A 23,497-nucleotide genomic window follows, 5' to 3' on the forward strand; every position below is an offset into this window, starting at 1 on the left:
GCGCGACTCAGCGCCGGTAGCCGGGATCGACGCCGTCGACGAGCCGCTGCAGGGCATCGAACGCATCCTGGCCGGCGCCGAAGCGCGGGTCGAGATTGAGCGAGTCGCGCGCGCAGCCCTCGAGCACGGGCGTCGCGATGTCGAGCGCGGGGCCGACGGCCCCGGTCGCGACCTGCACCTCGCACGCGCGGTTGAGCAGCCACATCAGCGCGAACGCGTGCGCGAGGGTCGCGCCGATCGTCACCGGGCCGTGGTTGCGCAACAGCAGCACCGGCCGGCCGGCCGCGCTCGCGACGATGCGCGCGCCCTCGTCGCGCCGCACCGTGATGCCCTCGAAGTCGTGATACGCGATCCTGCCGTACAGCTGCGCCGCGTAGAAATTCGAGAACGCCAGGCCGCCGCGCGACGCGCACACCGCCATGGTCGGCGTCGTATGCACGTGCATCACGCAGTGCGCGTCCGGCAGCGCCGCGTGCAGGGCCGCGTGGAAGGTGAAACCCGCGGGATTGATCGGCCAGTCGGCGTGGCCGATCACCTGGCCGTCGAGATCGATCTTGACCAGGTTCGACGCGCACACCTCGCGGTAGTGCAGCCCGAACGGATTGATCAGGAAGTGCCCGTCCTCGCCCGGCACGCGCAGCGAGATATGGTTGTAGATCAGCTCGGTCCAGCCGAGCCGATCGAAGATCCGGTACGCGGCCGCGAGCTGCACGCGGGCGCGCCACTCGGCTTCGCCGAAGCGCGCCGGGCGCGGAAAAGGCTGGTCGGAATGCGAAGTCATGGGGCGTCTCCTGAATGGTCCGGCGCGGCGTCCGGCCTTAAGATGCGAGACGGCGCGCGCCCCGCGAACGACCACGATACGGGCCGGCCGCGCGATGCGCCAACGAACTTTTCTGATCGATTCATCCGTATACCGATATGAATATCAGCCTGAGACAGCTGCGCGCGTTCACGGCCGTCGCGCGCCACGGCGGCTTCACCGAGGCCGCGCGCGCGATGCACGTGACGCAATCCGCATTGAGCCTGCTCGTGAAGGAGCTGGAAGCCGACCTCGGCTTTCGCCTGTTCGACCGCACCACGCGCAAGGTGAGCCTGTCGCAGGCCGGCGAGGAATTCCTGCCGCTCGCCGAGCGGATTCTCGACGACCTGCGCATCGCGACGCAGAACGCGTCGAGCATCGCGCAGTTGAAGCGCGGCATCGTGCGCGTGTGCGCGCCGCAGATCGTCGCGTGCACGCTGCTGCCGCCCGCGCTCGCCGCCTATCGCACGCGCTTTCCCGACATCCGGGTGCGGCTCGTCGACACCCTGCTCGACGCGATGCTGAACCCGGTGCTCGGCGGCGAGGCCGATTTCGCGATCGGCCCCGATCCCGGCCGCGACGACTATCTGGCGAAGCGCCCGCTGTTCCGCAGCCCGCACGTCGTCTGGTGCCGCCCCGACCATCCGTTCGCGGGACGCCGCACGCTCGGCTGGGACGCGCTCGCGGGCGAGCCGCTCGTCGCGACGGGCAGCGACTTCGCGCAGCGCATCCTGCCGCAGGTCCGCGCGCGCCATCCGCGCCTCGCGCTCGACATCGCGCACGAAGCGGCGTTCGTCACCACGGGCTTCGGCCTCGTCGCCGCCGGCCTCGGCATCAATGTCGGCCCCGACTATCTGGCGACGCTCGCGCACAGCTTCCAGCTCACCTCGGTCAAGCTGCGCGCGCCGGTGCTCGGCAGCGTCGTGTGCGCGTTCCACCGGCGCGACCGGCCGCTGTCGCCGGCCGCCGCGAGCCTGCTCGCGTTTCTCGCAGCGCATCTCGTCGCCGCGCGCGGCGGCGCGTGACGCGGCGGGCGGCGCGTTCCGCGATTTGCGCACCGCACAATCCTTCATTAAACTTTCATTTCCATTGCATCCCGTGGCCTCCTCGCCACGTCCTCACGCGCCGCCCGCCCGGCGCGCCCGCCAGCCACGCAGCCCCCTCCGCCTGCGCAGCCAGCCCCGGCCACCGGGACGGCGCGCACGGGCTCGCCGGATGCCGCCTTTCCCCTTCGAGGACGTTCCATCGATGACATTCCGCTTCACCCCACCCATCCACCTCGCCGTCAGCCTCGCGCTGGCCTCGACCGCCCCGGGCGCGGGCGCCGCGCTGCAGCCGATCGACGAAGCGCCCGTCGCGCGCACGGTCGACATGCGCTGCCGGATCCATTCCGATACGAGCACCGACTGCACCACGACCGTCCGTCTCACGATCCTGCGTCCGGCCGGCCGCGAAATGATCTCGCGGCTCGACTTCCGCTACCTCGAGAACGACCGCCTCGACATCCGCGACGCAGCCGTGATCCAGCCCGACGGCACGCGGACGCCGCTCGCGGCGTCGCAGATCGACACCCGCACCGCGCCGAACCCGGCCGCCGGCCTGCGCCGCACCCGCCAGACCTCGCTCGCGTTTCCGGGCCTGCGGGTCGGGAGCGCCGTGGTCTACACGCGCGTCGAGCACACCTCGGCCACACCGCTCGCCGCCGAGTTCCACGAACGCCTGACATTCGGCCCGAAGCCCATACGCGACGACCGCTACCGCGCCGAATTCCAGGCCGACCGGCCCATCGTGTGGCGCGGCGAGCAGATGGAGGACTATCGCATCGAGACGTCCGACGACGACAAACGGCTCGTGATCGACCTGCGCGCGCCGCGCTACGTGAATCTCGTCAACGAAGCGGACAGCGTGCTGCGCCGGATCCCGCGCATCGAAATCGCGAGCAGCCTGAACGCGCAGGACCACTTCGGCGCATACGCGGCCCGCTACGACGCGATCCTGTCCGCGCCGCTGCCGCCCGCGGCCGCGGCGGCCGTGGCCGAGGCGCGCGCGCGTCCCGAGCCGGAGCGGGTCGCCGCACTGCTCAGGCATATCGATGCGCACTACCGCTATCTCGGCGACTGGCGCGCGAGCGAGCGCGGCTACGTGCCGTTCGAGCTGGAGAAGATCGAAGCGAACGGCTACGGCGATTGCAAGGATCTCGCGATCCTGCTCGCCGCCATGCTGAACGCGAGCGGCATCGCCGCGCGCCCCGCGTGGGTGTCGCTCGGCAGCGATGCGCCGCCGCTGCTGATCCCCGGCGCCCGCGCGCCGAATCACGTGGTGGTGCGCGCCATCGTCGACGGTCGCATCTGGTGGCTCGACCCGACCAGCCCGACCTATCTGCCGGGCCGTACGCTGCCCGGCCTGCAGGATCGCTGGGCGCTCGTCGCGGAAGCGGGTGGGCGCGTGCGCGAAGCGCGCATCGCGGCGGAAGCGCCGACCGTCGGCGCGGACGCGACGCTCCACAGCCGCATCGCCCCCGACGGCAGCGCGCGCCTCGACGGCCGCGCCGTGCTCGGCGGGCTGCCGCTGCTGCGCCTGCTCGCGCTCGATCGCGACCAGGGTGCGAGCGTCGGCGACCAGCGGCTGTGCACGCGCTGGTTCAACGAGCCCGTGCGCTGCGACATCGAACGGCCGCGTACCGACAGCATCTGGAGCGGCCCCTATGCGGTGCGCGCGATGGGCGAGGACCGCAACGTGCTGGAACGGGTGTCGGGAAAATCGGTGTATGACGGCGGCAAGCTGCGCGCGCAGTGGGAATACTACGCGGACTACCGGCAGTCGCGCGGCGCGGGCGACCTCTACCTCTCGGACGCCGACGTCACCGAGGTCTCGGTCCGTCTCGACGGGGTGCGGCCGGCGCGGCCGCTCGGCGCGTGCGCCGCGCATTCGCCGTGGTTCGATCTCGACGTGACGCCGGAACCGCGCGCGGAAGGTCTTGCGTACCGCTACCGGTTCGCGCAGAAGGTGCGCTGGCTCGATCACGACGACCTGGCGGGCGACGCGTTCGGCCGCTTCCTCGACGATGCGCGCCGCTGTACCGACGCGCTGCGCCAGACCGTGACCTTCGGGCCGTCGCGTTGATGGGTTGATGCGCCGATGCGCCGATGCATTGCGCATCGGCGCATCGGCCTCGGCTCAGTGCGCGCCCGCCGCGCTCGCGGTGTCGGCGCCGCCCGCGCGCGACGGCTTGGTGATCCAGATCAGCGGGATGATCAGGATGAAGATCACGGACGCCGCGTAGAAGATGTCGTTGAGCCCCATCACGGCCGCCTGGTTGTTCACCGACGCGTTGAACAGCGCATGCGCGGAGTCCGTGCCGAGCTGCAGCATCGAGCGCGAGTTGTCGATCTGCGCGGCGAACAGCGGATTGGTCGCGTTCGCCTGCTCGGTCAGCCGTTCGTGGTGCAGCACCATGCGGTTGTTCCAGGCATTGCCGATCAGCGAAGTGCCGACCGCGCCGCAGAAGGTCCGCCCGAAATTCGACAGGCCCGCCGCGGCGGGAATCTTGTCGGGCGGCAGCCCGGACAGGATGATCGAGGTCAGCGGCACGAAGAACATCGCCATCGGAATGCCTTGCAGCAGCGTCGGCAGGATCAGGTGCCACTGGTCGATGTCGGTGTAGAACGTGGTGCGCATCATGAACACGATCGCGAAGCTGACGAACGCCATCGTCGCGATGATGCGCGGATCGGAGCGCGGCAGGATGCGGCCCATCAAGGGCGTCAGGATCACCGCGAACACGCCGAGCGGCGCCGTGGTCAGCCCGGAGTCGACGGCGCGGTAGCCAAGGCTGCCCTGCATCCACTGCGGCAGGATCACGAGCGTGCCGAAGAACAGCCCGTACGCCACCGAGATCGCGATCGTGCCGCCCGCGAAGTTGCGCATCTTGAACAGCCGGATGTCGACGATCGGGTTCTTCTCGGTCAGTTCCCACACGATGAAGAACGCGAACGAAACGAGCGACACGATGCCGAGCGCGACGATCATCGGCGAGTTGAACCAGTCGAGATCCTTGCCCTTGTCGAGCATGATCTGCAGCGCGCCGACCCACAGCACCAGGAGCCCGAGCCCGACGGTGTCGATCGGCAGGCGTCGCGCCGGCGTCTCGCGATGCCGGAAGATGCCCCAGGTCACGGCCGCGGCGAACAGGCCCACCGGCAGGTTGATGTAGAAGATCCAGGACCAGCTGTAGTCATAGGTGATCCAGCCGCCGAGCGACGGCCCCGCGATCGGCCCGACGAGCGCCGTCATCGACCACAGCGCGAGCGCGGTCGACGATTTCTGTTTCGGCCACGCGCCCAGCAGCAGCGCCTGCGAGAGCGGCGCGAGCGGCCCCGCGACCGCGCCTTGCAGGATCCGCGCGGCGAGCAGCGTCGGCAGGTTCGGCGCGACGCCGCACAGCCAGGAGGCGAACACGAACAGCAGGATCGAGGTCACGAACAGCCGCACCTGGCCGAAGCGCTGCGTGAGCCAGCCCGTCAATGGAATCGAGATCGCGTTCGCGGCCGCGAAGATCGTGATCACCCAGGTGCCCTCGTCGACGGATACGCCGAGGTCGCCCGAGATGGTCGGGATCGCGACGTTCGCGATCGACGAATCGAGCACGTTCATGAACATCGCGAGCGACACCGCGAGGGTGCCGAGCGCGAGCTTTCCGCCCGAGAGCGGTGGAGGAGCAGCGTGTTGGGACATGGAGGCGTGCCTGCGTGGAAGGGGCGCGGCGGATGCGCCGCTCAGGCCGCCGGCCGCGCGGCCGGCGCCGGCGCCGGCGCGGCAGCGTTCGCGCCGCCTGCGTTCGCGCGGATGATGCGGGCGATCTCGGCATCGGCCTCGTCGCCGTACTTCGCGAACACGTCGGTCTGGTAGACCGTGTTCTGCACGCTGCCGAGCTGGCCGCCGCTTTCGTCCTTGATCGCGACGTCGACCTGCATCGACAGGCCGATCCGCAGCGGATGCTTCGCCAGCGCCTGCGGATCGAGCGCGATCCGCACGGGCAGGCGCTGCACGACCTTGATCCAGTTGCCGGTCGCGTTCTGGGCGGGCAGCAGCGAGAACGCGGAGCCCGTCCCCGCCGAGAAGCCGACGACCTTGCCGTGATAGGTGACCGACGAGCCGTAGATGTCGGCCGTCAGTTCGACCGGCTGGCCGATCCGCATATGGTTGAGCTGCACTTCCTTGAAGTTCGCGTCGACCCAGATCTGGCCGAGCGGCACCACCGACATCAGCGGCGTGCCCGGCGACACGCGCTGGCCGACCTGCACCGAACGTTTCGCGACATAGCCCGTGACCGGCGCGGGCAGCGTGTTGCGCGCGTTGTTCAGGTAGGCGTCGCGCACCCTGGCGGCGGCCGCGAGCACGTCGGGATGGTTGACGATGGTGGTATCGGCGGTCAGCGCGCGGTTCGCGGCGAGCTGCTGGCGGGTGGCGTCGAGCGACGCCTGCGCGCCCTTGACCGCGTCGCGCGCGTGCGAGATCTCTTCCTGCGACACCGCGCCCGTCTGCGCCACCGCGAGGCGGCGGCGCAGGTCGTCCTGCGCGCGCGACAGGTCGGACTCGCGCAGCGCGACCTGGGCGCGATACTGGTCGTCGTCGACATACCGGCCGCGCACCTGGCGCACCGTCTGAGCAAGATTCGCTTCCGCCTGTTGCAGCGCGACGCGCGCATCGGCGGGATCGAGCTGCACGAGCGGCTGGCCCGTGCGGATCGACTGCGTGTCGTCCGCGTTCACCGCGATCACGGTGCCCGTCACCTGCGGCGTGATCTGCACGACGTTGCCGTTCACGTAGGCATCGTCGGTCGACTCGTAAAAGCGCGCGACGAGGAAATAGTAGAGACCGTAGGCGATCGCGGCGATCACGATCACGACGACCAGCAGCGTCATCATCCGCTTGCGCTTGCCGCCTTCCTGCGGCGCGGCCGCCACCGGCGGCTGTTGGGATTCGCTCATGGCGAGTTTCTCCGTCTTATCTCGAGTAGTACGTGTGTGTATGAATTGGAATCGGTTCGGGCGGCGGGCGGCTCAATCCGCCTCAGTTCGCATTCGATGCCTGCCGCGCGACCACGGGCGCGGCGAGCCGCGTGCCGGTCGCGTCGAAGCCGCCGCCGAGCGCGCGGATCAGGCCGATCTGCAGATCGCGCCGGCGCATCTTCAGGTTCGTCACCGTCTGTTCGGCCGCGAGCCGGTTGCTGTCCGCGTTCAATACCTGCAGCTGCGGCGACAGCCCGCCCTTGTAGCGGATCACCGCCAGCTCGTAAGCCTTCGTCGACGCGTCGAGCGCGCGCTGCGCATCGCCCATCTGCTGGTCGATCGAGCGGATCGACGACACCTGCGTCGCCACCTCGTTCAGCGCGTTCACGAGCGTCTGGTCGTAGTTCGCCACGTCGAGATCGAAGTCCGCATAGCGGCCCTTGAGCTGCGCGCGCAGCGCGCCCGCATCGAAGATCGGCAAGTGGATCGCCGGGCCGAACTGCGCCTGCCGGCTCGCGAAATTGAGGAATTTGCCCCAGCCGAACGCATCGAAACCGAAGCCCGCCGCGAGGTTCACGTCGGGGTAGAACTCCGCCTTCGCTTCCTTCACGTTGTGCAGCGCCGCCTCCACCTGCCAGCGCGCGGCCACCAGGTCCGGCCGCCGCGCGACCAGATCGGCCGGCAGGTTGTCCGGCAGCGCCACCGCGCCGCTCGGGTTCAGCACCGGCTCGGCGATCGACAGCCCGCGATCCGGGCCCTTGCCGAGCAGCGCCGCGAGCTGGTAGCGCGTCGTCGTGATCTGGCCGTCGAGATCCGACAGCGTCGATTGGCTGGTCGCGACGTTGCCGCGCGCGGTCTGCCGCTCGACGTTGGTGTCGAGCCCCGCGCCGACCCGGCCGTCGGTGATCTTGCCCACGGTCTCGCGGTTGCCGATCTCGCGTTGCGCGATGTCGCGCAGCGCGTACAGCTGCGCGAGCTGGTTGTAGGTGCGCGCCACCGACGACGCGAGCGTCACGCGCGCCTGCTGCAGGTCCGCCTCGGCGGCTTTTTCCTGCGACACGGCCATCGCCAGCCGCGCGCGGTTCTTGCCCCACAGGTCGAGCTCCCACGACGCGCTCGCGAGCGCGTTGTTCTCGCTGTACCAGCTGCCGCCGTACGGCGGCGGGAACAGCCCGTTGCCCGAATACAGCTCGCGGGTCCACGAATACTTCGCGTCGGCCTTCGGCAGCAGCGTCGCGCGCGACGAATCGATATACGACGCCGCCTTCGCGATGCGCGCCTGCGCCTGCGCGATCGACGGGCTGCCGGCGAGCGCCTCGTCGATCAGCTTCGGCAGCTGCGGATCGCCGAACTGGCCGGCCCAGTCGAGCGCGGGCCACGGGCCCCCTTCGCCGGGCAGGCTGCGCGCGGTCTCGAACTGCGACGCGGGCGCGATCTGCTTGTCGCTCTTGATGCCGATGTAGTTCGCGCAACCCGCGAGCGCGAACGCGGCCGCCGCCGCGACGACGACCGCGCGGCCCCGCGCGATTCGGATCGACGCGCTCATTGCGTACGCTCCCGCGCGATGCGCTTCATTGCCCTGATGTCCATGCCTGTGATTCCCCGATGAAAGTCATGTTGTTCCGTGCACGCCGCCCCGGTTCGCCCGCATGCGCGCAAGCAGGCGTACGAGGTGGCGCGCGTCCTCCGGCGAGCAGCCGGCGAGCAGGTCGCCTAGCACCGCGCGAAAAATGGCCGGCAAGGCCGCCGCGTGCGCGCGCCCCGCTTCCGTGAGCGCGACGCGCACGATCCGCCGATCGTCGTGGCCGCGCACCCGCGCCAGCAGGCCGCGATGTTCGAGACGATCGAGCATGCGGGTGGCCGAACTCGCGTCGACGCCATGCGCGCGCGCCAGCTCGACCACGCTCGCCTCGTGGCGGCGCGCCAGCATGAACAGCAGGCGGCCCTGCATGCCGGTCACGCCGAGCGCCGCGCGCGTCCGTTGCGACAGCCGTTGCGCGAACGCCGCGTCGGCCCGCGACAGCAAGGCGCCCAGGCTGTCGTCCCCGCACCGGGACGCTTCCGCCCACGCGTCCGGCCGCGTCATGCGCGCCGCTCCGGCGCGCCGTCACGCGCGCGCCACATCGCGCACCACCTGTGACAGTTCATGCCGCAGGCGCGCGGCCCGCCGCGCGCCGAAGCGCGACTCGAACGCCTGCTGCGCGTCGCGCCAGCGCATCGCGGCATCGGACAGCTTCACGCGCCCCGCTCCGGTCAACACGAAGCGCAAGCCGCGGCCGCGCTCCGCCGTCACGCGGCGCGCGACCCACGCGCCGCGCAGGAGCGGGCGCAAGGTGCGAATGAGTGTCGTGCGATCCGTGGATGTGGCCCGCGCCAGTTCCACCATCGACAGCTCCTCGCCCGTCGACAGCGCGCGCAGGATGCAGAATTGCGCGGGCGTCACGCCCGCATCTGACAAATACCTTTCGTAGAACTGGGAGAGGTGCCTCGCGGCCCGCCGAATGGCAAAGCAATCGTCATCGACGGAAGGCTGAGTGTGCATGCGCACAGACTAGTGGCGCACGACCTGCGCATCAACGTCGTGCGCCGCATCAATTAATAACCGCGACGGCAAGAATCGGCGGCGCGCGACCATACCGGATCGAGGTCACGCACCGTTCGCGGCAGCCGTCCGATCAGGAGCATCACGTCGCGCGAACACGGCCAAAAGCACCACGGTGCTCATCGAGCTCATTGCAAATGGACTTCATCTTCGGTAAATACCGCGATTTTCTCATTCATTTAATTCAGATTTATCTCAATCATTAGATTCAAATCCACCACTTCCTCCGCCTCATATTTTCATATCGTGAAGGCAGGCGTTAACCACGGCCAATCAAGCCGTCTTGCGTGCTTCGTCGAACTGGCATCCGATTATTGAAAATACATTTAAAAATCCGACAAAACAAAAAGCCACGATACCTTTGCTAGTACTTGTTCAATGTCATCGAAATAAAACCCTCAGTAATATCCGTCCGCGCTTCGAGAAATATCGGAGGCGCACGCGGCCGACCAAAAACGAGGCATTCGAGTTTGAACATGCGCAACCACGTGGGCATCCACGCTCCCTTCCTGCCGCTGGCGAACCCGACGCGAGACGCGCCGCGGCCGGCCGGCCGCCCCCGCCATGAACCGAGGCGCGCGAACGCCGCATGCCGCGCTCACTGCCTCGTCTATGCGCTGTTCGCGCCCGTTCTCGCCTGGGCGCAGACCGCGCCCGCGCCGCACATCGACGCGCCGCGCGCCGGTCAGGCGCTGCGCGACATCGAGACCCCGCGCCCGACCGTCCCCGCCCCCGCGCAGCCCGATCTCGACCTGCCGCCCGCCGCCCCCGTCGGCGACGCAAGCGACGAAGGCCCACGGGTCGCCGTACGCCGCTTCGAATTGAGCGGCAATCAGCACTTCGACGCCGCGCGCCTGCAGGCGCTGCTCGCCGACCTCGTCGGCCGCGAGTTGAGCTTCGCGCAACTGCGCGAAGCTCCCGCGCGCATCACCGACTACTACCGCGCGCACGGCTACGTGCTGGCCCGCGCCTACCTGCCGCAGCAGGAGGTCGCGGACGGCGAGGTGCGCATCGCCGTCGTCGAGGGCCGCTACGGCCGGATCGAACTCCACAACCGCAGCCGCGTGCGGGACGCCGTGCTGCGCCAGCCGCTCGGCGCGTTGCGCGCCGATACGCTCGTGCAGGGCGCCGATCTCGAACGCAGCCTGATGCTGCTCGACGAACTGCCCGGCGTCGAGGTCAAGGGCACGCTGCGCGCGGGCGCCGAGCCGGGCACCACGGATCTCCTGATCGACGCGGAGCGCGGCCCGTTCGCGACGGGGGGGCTCGAATTCGACAACTTCGGCGAATGGCAGACGGGTCGCTATCGCTTCAGCGCGAGCGTCGACGTCAATACACCGCTCGGGCTCGGCGACCAGCTCACGCTGCGCGGCCTGACGAGCGAGCGCTCGCAGCGCTACTACCGTGCCGCCTACCAGTTGCCCGTCGGCCCCGCGTCGACGCGCCTGGGCGTCGGCTATTCCAACATGCGCTACCGCATCGGCGGGCCGCTCGAGGAACTGGGCATCTACGGCCGCGCCAACGTGCAAAGCGTGTCCGTCACGCAGCCGTTGCTGCGCAGCCGGCACACGAGCCTCAGCGCGCAGATCCTGTACGAGAACAAGAACCTGCATGACGGCTTGCGCGCGTTCGACATCCTCACCGACAAGAACGTCGGCCTGTGGTCGTTCAGCCTCAGCGGCCGCAGCGAGGACGACTGGCTCGGCGGCGGGCGCAACGGCTTCTCCGCGACGCTCGGCGTCGGCCGGCTGCGCAGCAACGATCCGCTCGGCACGAGCCGGCGCGCGAACACGCCGGGCCGCTTCGCGCGCCTGAACCTGAGCGCGCTGCGCCTGCAGGCGCTCAGCGCGCGCCTGCAGCTGTATACGCAGTTCAGCGCGCAACTCGCCTCGCGCAATCTCGACGCGTCGGAAAAGTTCAGCGTCGGCGGCCCCTATGGCGTGCGCGCGTATGCGCTCGGCGCGAGCGGCGGCGACCAGGGCTGGCAGGCCACGGCGGAATTGCGCTACCTGGCCGCGCCGGGCTGGCAGGTAAGCACCTTCCTCGACACCGGGCGCACGCAGATCGACAAGCAGCCCCTGTCCGACGACCTCAATACGTTCCAGCTGTCGTCGGTCGGAATCGGACTCAACTGGTATGGCGCAAAGCGCCAGCTCAGCGTCACCGCCGCGCTGCCGCTCGGCAACGAGCATGCGGCGCTGTCCCGCCGCTCGCCCGGCGTCTGGTTGCAGGCGGCCCAGTATTTCTGAGCAGTCCGCCGCCGCGCCTGACCCGGCGGGCGGCTTCATGGGGGATGCCACGAGCGTTCCCGGGAAGAGCGGCAAGCAGGCCGACCGCCCCTCCCACTTGATTAGCGATGCAAACCATTTCCGGATCGATCCGGTCACGCATTCCGAGGAGTCCAATCAGCATGAACAAGACCTACGCATTGGTATGGAACCTGACGCAGGGCCGCTGGGTTGCGGTCGGCGAAACCGCGCGCCGTCGCGGCAAATCCGCCGTCGGCAAGCGCCTCGCCGCCGCGGCCTCGCTGCTCGGCCTCGTCGCCCTGCCCGCCTTCGCGCTCCCGTCCGGCGAAACCCTCATCTCCGGCCAGGCCGATCTCGCGCGCGCCGAGAACGGCAAGACCCTCTCGATCAACCAGCATTCCGACAAGCTCATCACCGACTGGCAGGACTTCAGCGTCGCGGGCGGCGAGCGCGTGTCGTTCCACCAGCCCACCGCCATGTCCATCGCGCTCAACCGCGTGATCGGCAACAACGGCAGCCGCATCGATGGCCAGATCGACGCCAATGGCCGCGTCTTCCTCGTCAACCCGAACGGCATCCTGTTCGGCGCGGGTGCGCAAGTCAACGTCGGCGGCCTCGTCGCCTCCACCCAGCATCTCGCCGACACCGACTTCCTCGCCGGCAACTATCGCTTCTCCGGCACCTCCGCCCAGGGCGTCATCAACGAAGGCACGCTCAGCGCCGCCGAGGGCGGCGGCATCGCGCTGCTCGGCGCGCGCGTCGCCAACCACGGCGTCATCGAGGCGAAACTCGGCACCGTCGCGCTCGCGGCCGGCCACGCCTTCACCGTCAACTTCGACAGCAGCGGCCTGCTCAACGTCCAGGTCGACGCGGGCGCGGTCGACGCCCAGGCCAGCAACGGCGGTCTGCTCAGGGCCGACGGCGGTCAGGTGCTGATGAGCGCCCGCTCGGCGGGCCAGCTGCTCGACGCCGTCGTCAACCAGACCGGTACGGTCGAGGCGCGCGGCCTCGATGCGCGCGGCGGGAAGATCGTCCTCGACGGCGGCGCCGTCGTGGTCGAGGGCAAGCTCGACGCCTCCGCCGCCGATGCGAGCGCCCCGGCCGGCACGGTTCTCACGCGCGGCGGGCAGGTCGTCATCGCGAACGGCACGAAGGTCGACACGCACGCCGGCAGCACCGCCGGCACCTGGACCATCGAGGCCGCCAATGCAGGCGTCGCCCGCGCGGGTGGATACAGCCTCTACCCGGCGGGCGCATCGATCGAAGCGAACACGCTCGCCGACAATCTCGCCGACAATCACGTCACGCTCGCGAGCACCCGCGGCGATCTCGACGTCGCGGGCCCCGTATCCTGGGCATCCGACCGCGCCCTGACGCTCACCGCGCGAAACGGCAGCGTCAACGTGCAACAGGCGCTGTCCGCCTCCGGCAACGACGCGGCGCTCGTCGTCAACGCCAGCGACCGGATCAACGTGCGCGACGCCCTGCGCCTCACCGGCCGCAATGCCCGGCTCGAACTGAACGCGGCCAACGGCCACACCTTCGACGGCGACAAGGCCGTCGCCACGCTGTCGGGTCAACACGCATCGTTCCGCGCCAACGGCCACGACTACGCGGTCGTTCACAGCGTCGCCGACCTGCGCAACATCGACGCCGACCTGCAGGGCCGCTACGTACTCGGCAACGCCGTCGACGGCAAAGGCGCGAACTTCCGCAGCATCGGCGGCCCGGACGACTGGGCCTTCGAGGGCACGTTCGACGGTCTCGGCAACACGATCAGCCGGCTCGCGATCACGAACCCCCGCAGCAACGTGGTCGGCTTGTTCGGCACCAATGCCGGCCGGATCGCCAACCTCACGCTGCTCGGCGTCAGCGCAAGCGGCGTCGCGCAAGCCCAGTCGCCGCTGTCGATCGGCGCGCTCGCGGGCTTCAACACCGGCACCCTCTCGAACGTCGCGGCACACGACGTCACCGTCAGCGCCCACGGCAGCGCGTTCGTCGGCGGGCTCGTCGGCTCCAATCTGAGCGGCGTGATCCAGCACGCCCGCGTCTCGGGCCGGGTCAACGGCGATCGACAGGCTGCGGCGATCGGCGGGCTCGCCGGCGAAAATCTCACCTTCCTCGAGCCCAATGCCCGTGTCGCGCAGATCCTCGACAGCGACGCCAACGTGCGCGTCACGGCCGTCAACGGCGCGCCGACGGGCGGCCTCGTCGGCCTCAACAGGGGTTCGATCGAACGCGTGTCGAGCGCCGGCAGCGTGACCGGAGGCAACGCCAGTCTGCTCGGCGGGCTCGTCGGCCACAACGACGGCGTCGTTCGCGGCGCGACGGCCCGCAGCAACGTCCAGGCGACCGGCAACGCCACCATCGGCGGGCTCGTCGGCTCGAATCTCGGTCTGATCGATGCGTCGCACGCGGAAGGCACGGTGACGGCGGGCGCCAACAGCATGACAGGCGGCCTCGCGGGCATGAACGCCGGCACGATCCGGAGTTCGAGCGCGGCCGGCCGCGTCGTCGCGGGGAATTCGGCGGTCGCGGGCGGGCTCGTCGGGTCCGATCGCGGCATCATCGATGCGTCGCATGCGTCGGGCAGCGTCACGCTCGGCGCGGACGGCCAGGCAGGCGGCCTCGTCGGCGAGAGCCGCGGCCAGATCCGGAACACCAGCGCATCCGGCGACGTGGTAGCCGGCGCGCGCAGCCTGGTCGGCGGTCTCGTCGGCTCGCTCGTCCAGACAGGCGCGATCGGCGCGTCCTCCGCGAGCGGCAACGCCAGCGGCGGCCACGCCAGCGAGGTCGGCGGCCTGCTCGGCCGCAACAACCGGGCCAACGTCAGCTACGCCTCCGCGAGCGGGAATGTCCGGGGCGGCGACGCCAGCCAGGTCGGCGGTCTGGTCGGCAGCCAGGGCGGCGACGTCACGGCATCGTCGTCCTCGGGCAAGGTCTCCGGCGGCAACAATGCGCTGCTCGGCGGCCTGGCCGGCGGCAACTACGGTTCGGTCCGCCAGTCGTCGACCACGAGCCGCGTCGCGTATCAAGGCGGCATCGGGCAAATCTACGGCGCGCTCGCCGGCGTCAACTTCGGCTCGTTCGTCGGCAGCACCGCGCGCGGCAATGGCGCCGACGTTCCGCTGATCGGCCTGAACCGCGGCACGGTATCGGACTGAGCGGCCCGGGCGCGGCCTCACGCCGCCACGGCCCGGCGCACCCACGCGCCGGGCCGTGAAGAGGCCGCGCATCGTTTCCCTCCCCGTCGGCCGACCTCACGCGTCGGCCGCGTGATCCTGACTCGCTCGCTCCTCGAAAAACGCCACCGCATGATCAATGAACGCCCGCACCTTCGCGGGCAGCAGCGCGCGCGAGCTGTACGCGAGCCGCAGTTCGGTACCCGCGTCGATGATCTTGAACGTATCGAGCACCGGCACGAGCCGGCCCACGGCGAGATCGTCCTGCACCATCGCGACGGGCAGCACGCCGATCCCGAAGCCCTGCAGCACGAGCCCGAGATTGAACACGGCGTTGTTCGACACGATCTCGTAGCGCAGCGGCACGGTCAGCGTATCGCGGCCGACGCGAAAATTCAGTTCGGGCTTGCGCACCGCCGGCGAGATCGCAACGAACACGTGCGCGTCCAGTTCGGACGGGTGCGCGGGCACCGGATGCGCGGCGAGATAGTCGGGCGATGCGACGATCGTGAACGGAATGCGCTCCATCAGGCGCGTCACCACCGTGTCGGAGGTGAGCATGAACGGTAGCAGCAAGCCCACGTCGAAACCTTCCGCGACGAGATCGACCGGCCGCTCCGCGAGCGTGACGTCGAGCGACACCTTCGGATGCTTGCGCTTGAAACTCGATACGAGCGGCAGCAAGCGATGGGTGGTCGCGGTGGCGTGCGCGATCACCCGCAGCATGCCGGTCGGCTCGCGCGCCTGCATCGAGGCCCGCTCCTCGAGCGCGTCGAGATCCGCGAGCACGCGCACGCAGCCTTCATAGAACTGCTCGGCGGCCTCGGTCAGCGAGATCTGGCGCGTGGTGCGGTTGAACAGCCGGACCCCGAGCCGCTGCTCGAGGCCCGAAATCGCGCGCGACACGACCGGGGTGGACAGCCCCAGCATGTCGGCCGCGCGCGTGAAGCTGCGCGCGTCGACGACGGAGCAGAAGATGCGCAGGCTGTCGATATATTCCATGATGATTCACGCCACGGGACCGTAGACACCGGGCGGAATCGCCCGATAACCCGTCATTATCCAGCAAAGCCGCGCACCGCCGGCCGCACGCGCGGGGCGCGCATCGTGCGATCACTGTTCAAGTTGCAACAATCCGGTCATACGATCCTGCCGCGCGCGCCCGCCCCGGTCAGCCCCGATCATGGCGCGGGATCCCGGATCCATCTAAGATAGCGGCTGTTCGTACCCGTCCTCCCGAGGAGCAGAATGCACAGCGACGATCAACAACCGGACGCATTATTGATCGCGAACAGAATCAAGGAACTCCTGCTCGAACACGGCGTGGGCAAGCGGCAGCACGCGAACGAGGTCAGCCGCATTCTCGGTCTCAGCTTTTCCCAGGCGCACCGCAAGCTGAAGGGGCAGAGCCCGTGGGCGATCAACCAGGTCCGCGATATCGCGCTGGCGTTCGACGCGTCGCCGAGCGCGCTGCTCGACACGATGGACGGCGCCGATGCGCCGGCGCGCATGCGCATATGTCAAGCGGTCCTCAGCATCGGCCGCGAACGCATCCCGTGCACCGTGCATCTCGGCGCCGAGCTGTCGGGCGGACAGCGCGCCGATTTCATCGCGCTCGAACGCGACGGCGAATGGCAGATCCATCGCGGCGACGGCGCGCCGCCCGGCCGTCACTATCTGGCCGAAACGATTGAAATCCGCTCGACCTGTTCCGAGGTGCACAAGATGAGCATCGCGGTGCTCGACGACGCCGTCGAGACCGCCGATGAATTGTCGACGTACCTGTTGGCGCACGGCTTCAATGCGAGCCCGTTCTACGATGTGCCCTCGTTCCTCGACGCGCTGCGCACGCAGGCGTTCGACGGCTTCCTGATCGACTGGCTGATCGGCCAGGAAACGGCGGGCCGCTGCATCGAGGAGATTCGCGCGTCCGAGAACCCGGATGCGCCCGTGCTGATCCTGACGGGCTACCTCGACCTCAAGGAGCGCGAATCCGAGATCGCCACGGCGATGCGCGACTTCGACGTGCTCGGCCCCTACGAGAAGCCCGTCAAGCTCTCCGTGATCAAGGCCGCGCTCGAGCGCTGCTTCAACCTCTGACCCGCTCCGCCAGCGCGCGCGCGAGCGCCGCATCGAGATCCCGTCGCCGCACGGGCTTCAGCAGATAATCATCGAAGGGCCCCCGCTGCTCCGGCGTGAGCAGGTCCGGCTGATAGGCGCTCACGCCGATCAGCGGCGTGCGGCGATTCGGCCCGCGGCCGTCGCGCACCTCCCGCGCGATCGCCGTGCCGTCCTTGTCGGGCAGTTGCACGTCGAGCAGCACGGCGTCATACGGACGGCGCATCAGCTTCTGCATCGCGCGCAAGCCCGAATCGCACAGGTCGCACTGGTAGCCGAACTGCCTGAGCAGCGCGGCGAGCGACTCGCGCACCGCCTCGTGATCGTCGACCACCAGCACGTGCAGCGCCTCGTCGCGCTCGGCCGGGCTCGCGGGCGCGCGCGCCTCGTCGTGCGTATCGACGTATTGAATCGGCAGCGTGACGCTGAACACGCTGCCCTTGCCCAACTCGCTGCGCACCGCGATCCAGCCGCCCAGCAGATCGACGAGACCGCGCACGATCGCAAGCCCCATGCCGACGCCATCGCGCGCGCGCGTCACCGCGCCCGCCTCGTCGCCCTGCGTGAACGGCTCGAAGATCAACGCGAGCTTCTGGTTCGACACGCCCGCGCCGGTATCCTCGACCTCGAGCACCAGCGCCTCGCCGTCCGCCGTCTGCGCGCGCCGGCCGCGCAGCGCGACCGTGCCCGCGTCGGTGAACTTGATCGCGTTGCCGAGCAGGTTCGAGACGATCTGGCGGATCCGCACCGGATCCGAGTGGGCGGCCCGGATCCGTTCGTCGATGTCGCACGTGAACGCAAGCCGCTTGCGCGCGGCGCGGCAGCCCGCGTCGGCGGCGGCCATCCCGAGCAGCTCGGCGAGGTCGAACGGTTGACGGTGCAGGCTGAGCTTGCCGCTGTCGAGCCGGACGTAGTCGGTCAGGTCGCGCATCTGCGCCTCGATCTGCTTCGCGGCGACCTCGAGCCGGCGCACCGTGTCGACCTGCGCGTGCGCGAGCGGCGATTCGGCGATCACGTCGATCGCCGACGTGATGCTCTGCAAGGGCGTGCGCAATTCATGGCCGATCGCGCCGAGGAACGCATTCTTCGCGTTGACCGCCGCGCGCGCCGCATGCGCCGCCTGCTGCTCGGCCAGCAGCGCCTTGGCGTGCTGGCGCGTCGCGCGCCGTTCGCGCCGGATGTTGAGGATCGTGACGGCGCTCAGCACCAGCACCGAGGCGAGAATCACCGCGAGCCCGATGCAGATGATCCGGCGCGTCTCCATGAACTCCTGATACGCGCTGTCGCGCTGGCGGAATTCCGTCTGCGCGGCGATCGTGCCCATGTCGTGCGCGTAGCCGCGCAGCGCCTCGAGGCGCGCGTTGACCTCGGCCGTCGAGCCCGCGTGCGCGGCCAGCGCCTTCATCTGCGGATCGAGCCCGCCGAACAACTGGGCCGACGCGCGCACCGCATCGCGATAACCCGCCTCCTCATAAAGCTGCGCGGTGGATTCGGAGTGATTCGCGAGAATCGCGAATTTCGATTTCAGGATCTCGTATTCGAGCGTCAGATCACGGCACGGCCCGACACAACCCCATCGATTCTGATTGACGGTCAGTTCGAAGTCGTTGAGGCGGATCTGGTATTTCGCCACCGACAGCCCGTAATTCTCCTGCGTGCCGATCACCGAAATCAGGCTCGAATTGGGCTCCACGTTCTTGTAGCAAAACACGGCGGTCACCGCGGCCACCGCCAACAGGACCACCACCGCGCAATACAGGAGGCTGGCGTTCCCGCTGAATTTTTGACCCAGCTTCATTTAATGGTGATCCGGTTGATTTGCCAAATGAATCGGGAATTGTACAAGGGCCCTTTCAGCTCATCGCCGCCCTGGTCGCGCGGATACACCATGAACAGCGGCCCGAAATTCTCGAGGCTCAGGAATTTGCCGTCGGCCTTGTAGGCGAGCAGCACGCCGTACTTGCGCGCATCCTCGACCGGGATGTCGACCATGTAGCCGTCGAGCGCGCGCACCTCGAGCGTGGTCCCCGTGCCGCCCACCCGGTTGACCAGGTCGGCGAGGCCCACGCCCTCGAACACCTCGCGCCCGGTCCAGGCCGTCGAGGTGGTGATGCGGCGCACCGGCATCGCGAGCAGGTCCGCCTGCGCGAAGCGATAGACCGCCTGCTCGGCGTCCGTGTAGCGGCTGATCTTCCCCGCCACCGTCAGGTCGAATGCATGCGCCGCCAGCGCCGCCTGGCTAAGCGCGAGCACCGCACAAGCCCTCACTATGCGTTTCATGGTCGCCATCCAGAAGAGTGTGTAGCGCGATTGATTGATAGGCGTGTTCCACCAGCGCGAGGTCGCTCTCGCGGCTGCTCGCATGCAGGTTTCTCAACGCGGGAATCGCCAGGTCCACCGCCCGGCACGACGGGTAATCGCGCACCCGAAGCCCGGGCGGAATGGACGAGAAGAATGCGAGCGTCGGCACGTCGAAGCCGGCCGCCGCATGCACCGCCGCGCTGTCCGACGCGACGAGGCGATGCGCGCCGCGGACCCACGCGAGAAAGTGGGCCGTGTCGGGCGACAGCGGCGCGATGTCCACGTAGCGCGGATGCGCGAGCGGACCGAAGCCGAGCACCTCGCAACCGAAGCGCGCGGCGAGCGTGTCGACCCAGTGCGTGCGCAGGCGCGCCGGAATGCTGCGCAACGGCGTGCTCGCGGTTGCGCAGAACAGCACGTAGCGGCGCTGCCGCCAGGCGGGCGGCAGCGCCGGCAGCGCGAGCCGCTTCAGCCAGCGATTCGCCTTGAGCGCCGGGTCGACCGCGGCCGGCTCGACGCCCAGCGCCTGCAGGAAGAAATCGATCATCGGCAGCGTCGCGAAATCCGGCCAGAACAGGTGATTGCCGAGATCGACGCTGACGCCGGGCCCGCCCAGCGCCGCCAGCGGCTGCGGCAGCGCGCGCACCTCGGCGAGCGGGCCGCCGTCGAGGCGATAGAGCGCCTCGACATAGGCGGGCGCCCGCGCGGGCCGGCAGATCTCGATGCGCAGCGGCGGATGCAGCATGCGCAGCGCGTCGAGCGCGGTCAGGCCGATGATCGAATCGCCGAGCGCGACGCCCATGCCGTTGACGACCCGCAACCGGCTCACCTCCCGGTAGTCGATGCGGAACGGGCGGCGCGCGGCATTCAGGATGGCGGCTTCGGCGAGCGGGCGATAGGCCGGCGAAACATGCGGCGGCTGTTCGAGATCGTACGGCGCAACCACCTCGCCCGCGGCGCCGACGAGACTCCCGCGATTCGTCAACGCGTCTTCCGCACTCAAATACATGACCATCGCCCCGTGCCTCGATCAAATCCGCGATTAATTCGATTCGAATCCGCTCTTCTCAATCACGCCGTGCTTATTTGAATTGACGAAACTCCACCTATTCACGGCGTTACAGCCAGACAACGGGTCATGATCATCCGAGCGGAATGCAAAACCGCGGTGACGCCAGACACCCGGCAAAGTTACCATAGTAAATAAAAAACTTTTTAATTTCCCAATTAGAATCCCGGTTTATATTTTCAGCATTCGCCACGATAGGCGCATTGATTTGCAATTCGCAATTATTCAAGCAATGGGTACCGATTCCATCTCAAGAACGTGTCCGCATGCGGGATTCCGGTGCATGCCTGCACGAAACCGGCGCATCCGGATGCGCGCGCAACCACCGGCAAAGGAAACGGGCGGCGTCGCGCAAGCGACGCCGCCCTGCCGAGCGCCCGGCAGGACGGGAACCGACTACGCGTAGACGTCCGCGTCCGCGAGCAGGGCGCCTGGTCTTGGCCGCGACGATCGGCTCGCCGTCGAGCGGCCAGCCGATGCCGAGCGCCGGATCGCGCCGGAGCAGGCTGCGCTCGGCCTCCGGATACCAGTAGTCGGTGGTCTTGTAGAGAAACTGCGCATGGGCCGGCAGCACGTAGAAGCCGTGCGCGAACCCGGGCGGAATCCACGATCGCCGCGGGGACGCCGCGGACAACGTCACGCCGACCCATCGACCGAAGGCCGGCAGCGCCGCCGCAGGTCGACCGCGACATCGGACACATCGCCTTCCACGACCCGCACGAGCTTGCCCTGCGCCTGCCCGACCTGGTCATGCAGCCCGCGCAGCACGCCCTTCACGGAACGCGAATGATTGTCCGGGACGAAGATCGCGTGCGGCTCCACCTGCGCGGCCAACGCGCGCGCGTTGAAGCTTTCGAGAAAATAACCGCGCGCATCGCCGAACACGCGCGGCTCGACGCGCTTCACGTCCGGCAGCGCGGCGGGCGTCACCTGGGGGCTCATGCAATCTGCCCCGTCAGGATGGTGCGCAGCTACTGGCCGTAGCCGTTCTTCGCGAGCGGCTGCGCCAGCCGCGCGACCTGTTCGGCGTCGATCCAGCGCCGCCGGTAGGCGATCTCCTCGGGGCACGCGATCATGAGCCCCTGGCGCTTCTGCAGCGTCGCGACGAACTGCGCCGCGTCGATCAGCGAATCGTGCGTGCCGGTGTCGAGCCACGCGAAACCGCGCCCCATGATCTCGACGTCGAGCTTGCCGTCCGCGAGGTAGCGGCCGTTGACGTCGGTGATCTCCAGTTCGCCGCGCGCGGACGGCCGGATGCCGGCGGCGATGTCGCACACGTGCTTGTCGTAGAAGCAGAGCCCCGTGACCGCGTAGTTCGACGCGGTTTCGCCGGCTTCTCCTCGATCGACAGCGCACGGAACGACGCATCGAAATCGACCACGCCATAGCGTCCCGGATCGTGCACGTGATAGGCGAACACCGTCGCGCCGTCGGCGTTCGCATCCGCGCGTTCGAGCTGCTTCGGCAGATCGTGGCCGTGGAAGATGTTGTCGCCGAGGATCAGCGTCGACGGCTGTCCCGCGATGAACGAACGGCCGATCGGGAACGCCTGCGCGAGCCCGTCGGGCGACGGCTGCACGGCGTACTGGAGAGTGAGGCCCCACTGGCTGCCGTCGCCGGGCAGCGCGAAGAAGCGCGGCGTATCCTGCGGCGTCGAGATCAGCAGGATGTCGCGAATCCCGGCGCACATCAGCGTGGCGAGCGGGTAGAGTGGACCATCGGCTTGTCGTAGACGGGCAGCAGCTGCTTCGAGACGACCTGCGTGACGGGATAGAGGCGCGTGCCCGAACCGCCCGCGAGAATGATGCCTTTGCGTGCCATGACGCCCTCCTCAAGCGCGCCGCGCGTAATTGGTTGCGACCCAGTTCAGGTATTCGCCCGACATGACTTCGCGCACCCAGCCCGGATTGTCGAGGTACCAGCGCACGGTTTTCTCCAGGCCGCTCTCGAAGGTCTCGCGCGGCTTCCAGCCGATCTCGCGCTCGATCTTCCGCGCATCGATCGCGTAGCGGCGGTCATGGCCGGGGCGGTCGGCCACATAGGTGATCTGGTCGCCGTATACGCCCTCCGGCTTCGGCAGCACGCGGTCGAGCAACGCGCACAGCGTGGTCACGACGTCGATGTTGCGCTTCTCGCTGCGCCCCCCGACGTTGTAGGTCTCGCCCGGCACGCCGCCCGCGAGCACGGCGCGGATCGCGCTGCAGTGATCGCCGACATACAGCCAGTCGCGTACGTTGCTGCCGTCGCCGTAGATGGGCAGCGGCTTGCCCGAGATCGCATTGGCGATGATCAGCGGAATCAGCTTTTCCGGGAACTGGTACGGGCCGTAGTTGTTCGAGCAATGCGTGGTCAGCGTCGGCAGCCCGAAGGTGTGATGGTAGGCGCGCACCAGATGGTCGGAGCCCGCCTTGCTCGCCGAATACGGGCTGTTCGGCGCGTACGGCGTGCCTTCGTGGAACGGCGGCTCCTCGCTCGACAGCGAGCCGAACACCCCGTCCGTCGAGACATGCAGGAAGCGGAACGAAGCCTGCTTCGCCGCGTCGAGCCCGCGCCAGTATTCGCGCGCCGCCTCGAGCAACGTGAAGGTGCCGATCAAGTTGGTCTCGACGAACTGCGCCGGCCCGTCGATCGAACGGTCGACATGGCTTTCCGCCGCGAAATGCACGATCGCGCGCGGCCGATACTGCGCGAGCAGCGCGTCGAGCGTCGCGCGTTCACAGATGTCGCCGCACACGAATACGTGGCGCGTGTCCCCGTCGAGCGGCCGCAGCGTGCGCAGATTGCCCGCATAGGTCAGCTTGTCGAGATTCAATACGGGCTCGTCCGATTCCTTCAGCCAGTCGAGCACGAAGTTCGCGCCGATGAAACCCGCTCCGCCTGTTACCAGAATCATGTGCTTTTCCTAAGTCAAAGTGACCGGTCGGCCGGATCGCCGGACCGTTCGCAGGTTGGTGATGCGTTGATGCGTGCGCCGGCCTCCGCCGACGCGTGCGACCGGAGCCGCGCGCCTATACCATGCGCCGCGGGCCGCGCTCCGCCGGGCGTGCGCGCGTCGCGCCCGTCGCGATCACAGGCGGCGCGCATCCGCCCGGATCGATGACCCGGACTTGCTGTGCCTCGTTCGCCGGTGCGTCGGTTCCCGGCCGCGCGTCGCCCGCCGGACCGG

The 23,497-nt window shown here is 68.9% G+C and carries 16 protein-coding genes and 2 pseudogenes; 5 read left to right on the forward strand and 13 right to left on the reverse strand.

Going from position 1 to position 23,497, the window contains the following annotated elements; translation table 11 throughout:
• Window positions 1–7: 7 nt before the first annotated feature.
• Window positions 8–781 carry a class II aldolase/adducin family protein gene (locus Bsp3421_RS27415; RefSeq protein WP_273999132.1) on the reverse strand — a complete coding sequence of 258 codons (774 nt, stop codon included), beginning with the start codon at window positions 779–781 and terminating at the stop codon, window positions 8–10.
• Window positions 782–918: 137 nt separating this feature from the next.
• On the opposite strand from Bsp3421_RS27415, the gene Bsp3421_RS27420 reads away from it, so the two are divergent.
• On the forward strand, window positions 919–1,824 hold the full coding sequence (locus tag Bsp3421_RS27420; RefSeq protein ID WP_273999133.1) for a LysR family transcriptional regulator: 906 nt from the start codon (window positions 919–921) through the stop codon (window positions 1,822–1,824).
• A gap of 223 nt (window positions 1,825–2,047) precedes the next feature.
• Window positions 2,048–3,922, forward strand: a complete 1,875-nt coding sequence (locus tag Bsp3421_RS27425; RefSeq protein ID WP_273999134.1) for a DUF3857 domain-containing transglutaminase family protein — start codon at window positions 2,048–2,050, stop codon at window positions 3,920–3,922.
• A gap of 54 nt (window positions 3,923–3,976) precedes the next feature.
• Here Bsp3421_RS27425 and Bsp3421_RS27430 read toward each other — a convergent pair whose 3' ends face one another.
• The 5 genes from Bsp3421_RS27430 to Bsp3421_RS27450 all read right to left on the reverse strand — a co-directional run bounded on the left by Bsp3421_RS27430 (window position 3,977) and on the right by Bsp3421_RS27450 (window position 9,268).
• Window positions 3,977–5,533, reverse strand: a complete 1,557-nt coding sequence (locus Bsp3421_RS27430; RefSeq protein ID WP_273999135.1) for a DHA2 family efflux MFS transporter permease subunit — start codon at window positions 5,531–5,533, stop codon at window positions 3,977–3,979.
• A gap of 41 nt (window positions 5,534–5,574) precedes the next feature.
• Entirely contained in the window at window positions 5,575–6,789 is a 1,215-nt protein-coding gene (locus tag Bsp3421_RS27435) for an EmrA/EmrK family multidrug efflux transporter periplasmic adaptor subunit (protein ID WP_273999137.1), read from the reverse strand.
• Between the two features lie 82 nt (window positions 6,790–6,871).
• Entirely contained in the window at window positions 6,872–8,356 is a 1,485-nt protein-coding gene (locus Bsp3421_RS27440; protein WP_273999139.1) for an efflux transporter outer membrane subunit, read from the reverse strand.
• Window positions 8,357–8,422: 66 nt separating this feature from the next.
• Complete coding sequence (locus tag Bsp3421_RS27445; RefSeq protein ID WP_273999140.1) at window positions 8,423–8,896, reverse strand: MarR family winged helix-turn-helix transcriptional regulator; 474 nt, start codon at window positions 8,894–8,896, stop codon at window positions 8,423–8,425.
• Window positions 8,897–8,917: 21 nt separating this feature from the next.
• Complete coding sequence (locus Bsp3421_RS27450) at window positions 8,918–9,268, reverse strand: MarR family winged helix-turn-helix transcriptional regulator (RefSeq protein WP_337995294.1); 351 nt, start codon at window positions 9,266–9,268, stop codon at window positions 8,918–8,920.
• A 620-nt stretch (window positions 9,269–9,888) separates the two neighbouring features.
• Here Bsp3421_RS27450 and Bsp3421_RS27455 point away from each other — a divergent pair.
• Window positions 9,889–11,661, forward strand: coding sequence for a ShlB/FhaC/HecB family hemolysin secretion/activation protein (locus tag Bsp3421_RS27455; RefSeq protein WP_273999143.1), 1,773 nt, complete (start codon window positions 9,889–9,891; stop codon window positions 11,659–11,661).
• A gap of 161 nt (window positions 11,662–11,822) precedes the next feature.
• The gene (locus Bsp3421_RS27460) at window positions 11,823–14,825 is read left to right on the forward strand and encodes a two-partner secretion domain-containing protein (protein ID WP_273999146.1); all 3,003 of its coding nucleotides are present in this window, start codon (window positions 11,823–11,825) and stop codon (window positions 14,823–14,825) included.
• A gap of 96 nt (window positions 14,826–14,921) precedes the next feature.
• Here the strand turns inward: Bsp3421_RS27460 and Bsp3421_RS27465 are convergent, their stop codons facing one another.
• Window positions 14,922–15,845 carry a LysR family transcriptional regulator gene (locus Bsp3421_RS27465; RefSeq protein ID WP_273999148.1) on the reverse strand — a complete coding sequence of 308 codons (924 nt, stop codon included), beginning with the start codon at window positions 15,843–15,845 and terminating at the stop codon, window positions 14,922–14,924.
• 279 nt (window positions 15,846–16,124) lie between these two features.
• Here Bsp3421_RS27465 and Bsp3421_RS27470 point away from each other — a divergent pair, with 279 nt between their 5' ends.
• Window positions 16,125–16,943: a helix-turn-helix domain-containing protein gene (locus tag Bsp3421_RS27470; RefSeq protein ID WP_273999150.1), complete on the forward strand. Its 819-nt coding sequence runs from the start codon at window positions 16,125–16,127 to the stop codon at window positions 16,941–16,943.
• Here the strand turns inward: Bsp3421_RS27470 and Bsp3421_RS27475 are convergent.
• The 6 genes and pseudogenes from Bsp3421_RS27475 to rfbB form a co-directional block, all read right to left on the reverse strand.
• Window positions 16,933–18,759, reverse strand: coding sequence for a hybrid sensor histidine kinase/response regulator (locus Bsp3421_RS27475; RefSeq protein WP_273999152.1), 1,827 nt, complete (start codon window positions 18,757–18,759; stop codon window positions 16,933–16,935). The two genes, Bsp3421_RS27470 and Bsp3421_RS27475, sit on opposite strands and share 11 nt — an antisense overlap.
• Window positions 18,756–19,241, reverse strand: coding sequence for a molybdopterin-dependent oxidoreductase (locus tag Bsp3421_RS27480; RefSeq protein ID WP_273999153.1), 486 nt, complete (start codon window positions 19,239–19,241; stop codon window positions 18,756–18,758). Before Bsp3421_RS27480 ends, Bsp3421_RS27475 begins: the two co-directional genes overlap by 4 nt.
• The gene (locus Bsp3421_RS27485; protein ID WP_337995295.1) at window positions 19,201–20,247 is read right to left on the reverse strand and encodes a glycosyltransferase family 9 protein; all 1,047 of its coding nucleotides are present in this window, start codon (window positions 20,245–20,247) and stop codon (window positions 19,201–19,203) included. The genes Bsp3421_RS27480 and Bsp3421_RS27485 overlap by 41 nt, the downstream gene beginning before the upstream one ends.
• A 480-nt stretch (window positions 20,248–20,727) precedes the next feature.
• Window positions 20,728–21,273, reverse strand: a pseudogene (gene rfbC / locus Bsp3421_RS27490) (dTDP-4-dehydrorhamnose 3,5-epimerase).
• A 29-nt stretch (window positions 21,274–21,302) separates the two neighbouring features.
• Window positions 21,303–22,152, reverse strand: a pseudogene (gene rfbA, locus Bsp3421_RS27495) (glucose-1-phosphate thymidylyltransferase RfbA).
• 10 nt (window positions 22,153–22,162) lie between these two features.
• Window positions 22,163–23,224 carry a dTDP-glucose 4,6-dehydratase gene (gene rfbB / locus Bsp3421_RS27500; protein ID WP_273999156.1) on the reverse strand — a complete coding sequence of 354 codons (1,062 nt, stop codon included), beginning with the start codon at window positions 23,222–23,224 and terminating at the stop codon, window positions 22,163–22,165.
• Window positions 23,225–23,497 lie beyond the last annotated feature (273 nt).

This window comes from Burkholderia sp. FERM BP-3421 (genome assembly GCF_028657905.1).
GTDB lineage: Bacteria > Pseudomonadota > Gammaproteobacteria > Burkholderiales > Burkholderiaceae > Burkholderia.

What these genes read in the sequence shown, in the direction of transcription:
- Bsp3421_RS27415 (WP_273999132.1), bottom strand. Translation starts at nt 781, where the DNA reads ATGACTTCGCATTCCGACCAGCCTTTTCCGCGCCCGGCGCGCTTCGGC.
- Bsp3421_RS27425 (WP_273999134.1), top strand. Translation starts at nt 2,048, where the DNA reads ATGACATTCCGCTTCACCCCACCCATCCACCTCGCCGTCAGCCTCGCG.
- Bsp3421_RS27430 (WP_273999135.1), bottom strand. Translation starts at nt 5,533, where the DNA reads ATGTCCCAACACGCTGCTCCTCCACCGCTCTCGGGCGGAAAGCTCGCG.
- Bsp3421_RS27480 (WP_273999153.1), bottom strand. Translation starts at nt 19,241, where the DNA reads ATGAAACGCATAGTGAGGGCTTGTGCGGTGCTCGCGCTTAGCCAGGCG.
- Bsp3421_RS27460 (WP_273999146.1), top strand. Translation starts at nt 11,823, where the DNA reads ATGAACAAGACCTACGCATTGGTATGGAACCTGACGCAGGGCCGCTGG.
- rfbB (WP_273999156.1), bottom strand. Translation starts at nt 23,224, where the DNA reads ATGATTCTGGTAACAGGCGGAGCGGGTTTCATCGGCGCGAACTTCGTG.
- Bsp3421_RS27475 (WP_273999152.1), bottom strand. Translation starts at nt 18,759, where the DNA reads ATGAAGCTGGGTCAAAAATTCAGCGGGAACGCCAGCCTCCTGTATTGC.
- Bsp3421_RS27420 (WP_273999133.1), top strand. Translation starts at nt 919, where the DNA reads ATGAATATCAGCCTGAGACAGCTGCGCGCGTTCACGGCCGTCGCGCGC.
- Bsp3421_RS27435 (WP_273999137.1), bottom strand. Translation starts at nt 6,789, where the DNA reads ATGAGCGAATCCCAACAGCCGCCGGTGGCGGCCGCGCCGCAGGAAGGC.
- Bsp3421_RS27455 (WP_273999143.1), top strand. Translation starts at nt 9,889, where the DNA reads ATGCGCAACCACGTGGGCATCCACGCTCCCTTCCTGCCGCTGGCGAAC.
- Bsp3421_RS27465 (WP_273999148.1), bottom strand. Translation starts at nt 15,845, where the DNA reads ATGGAATATATCGACAGCCTGCGCATCTTCTGCTCCGTCGTCGACGCG.
- Bsp3421_RS27440 (WP_273999139.1), bottom strand. Translation starts at nt 8,356, where the DNA reads ATGAGCGCGTCGATCCGAATCGCGCGGGGCCGCGCGGTCGTCGTCGCG.
- Bsp3421_RS27445 (WP_273999140.1), bottom strand. Translation starts at nt 8,896, where the DNA reads ATGACGCGGCCGGACGCGTGGGCGGAAGCGTCCCGGTGCGGGGACGAC.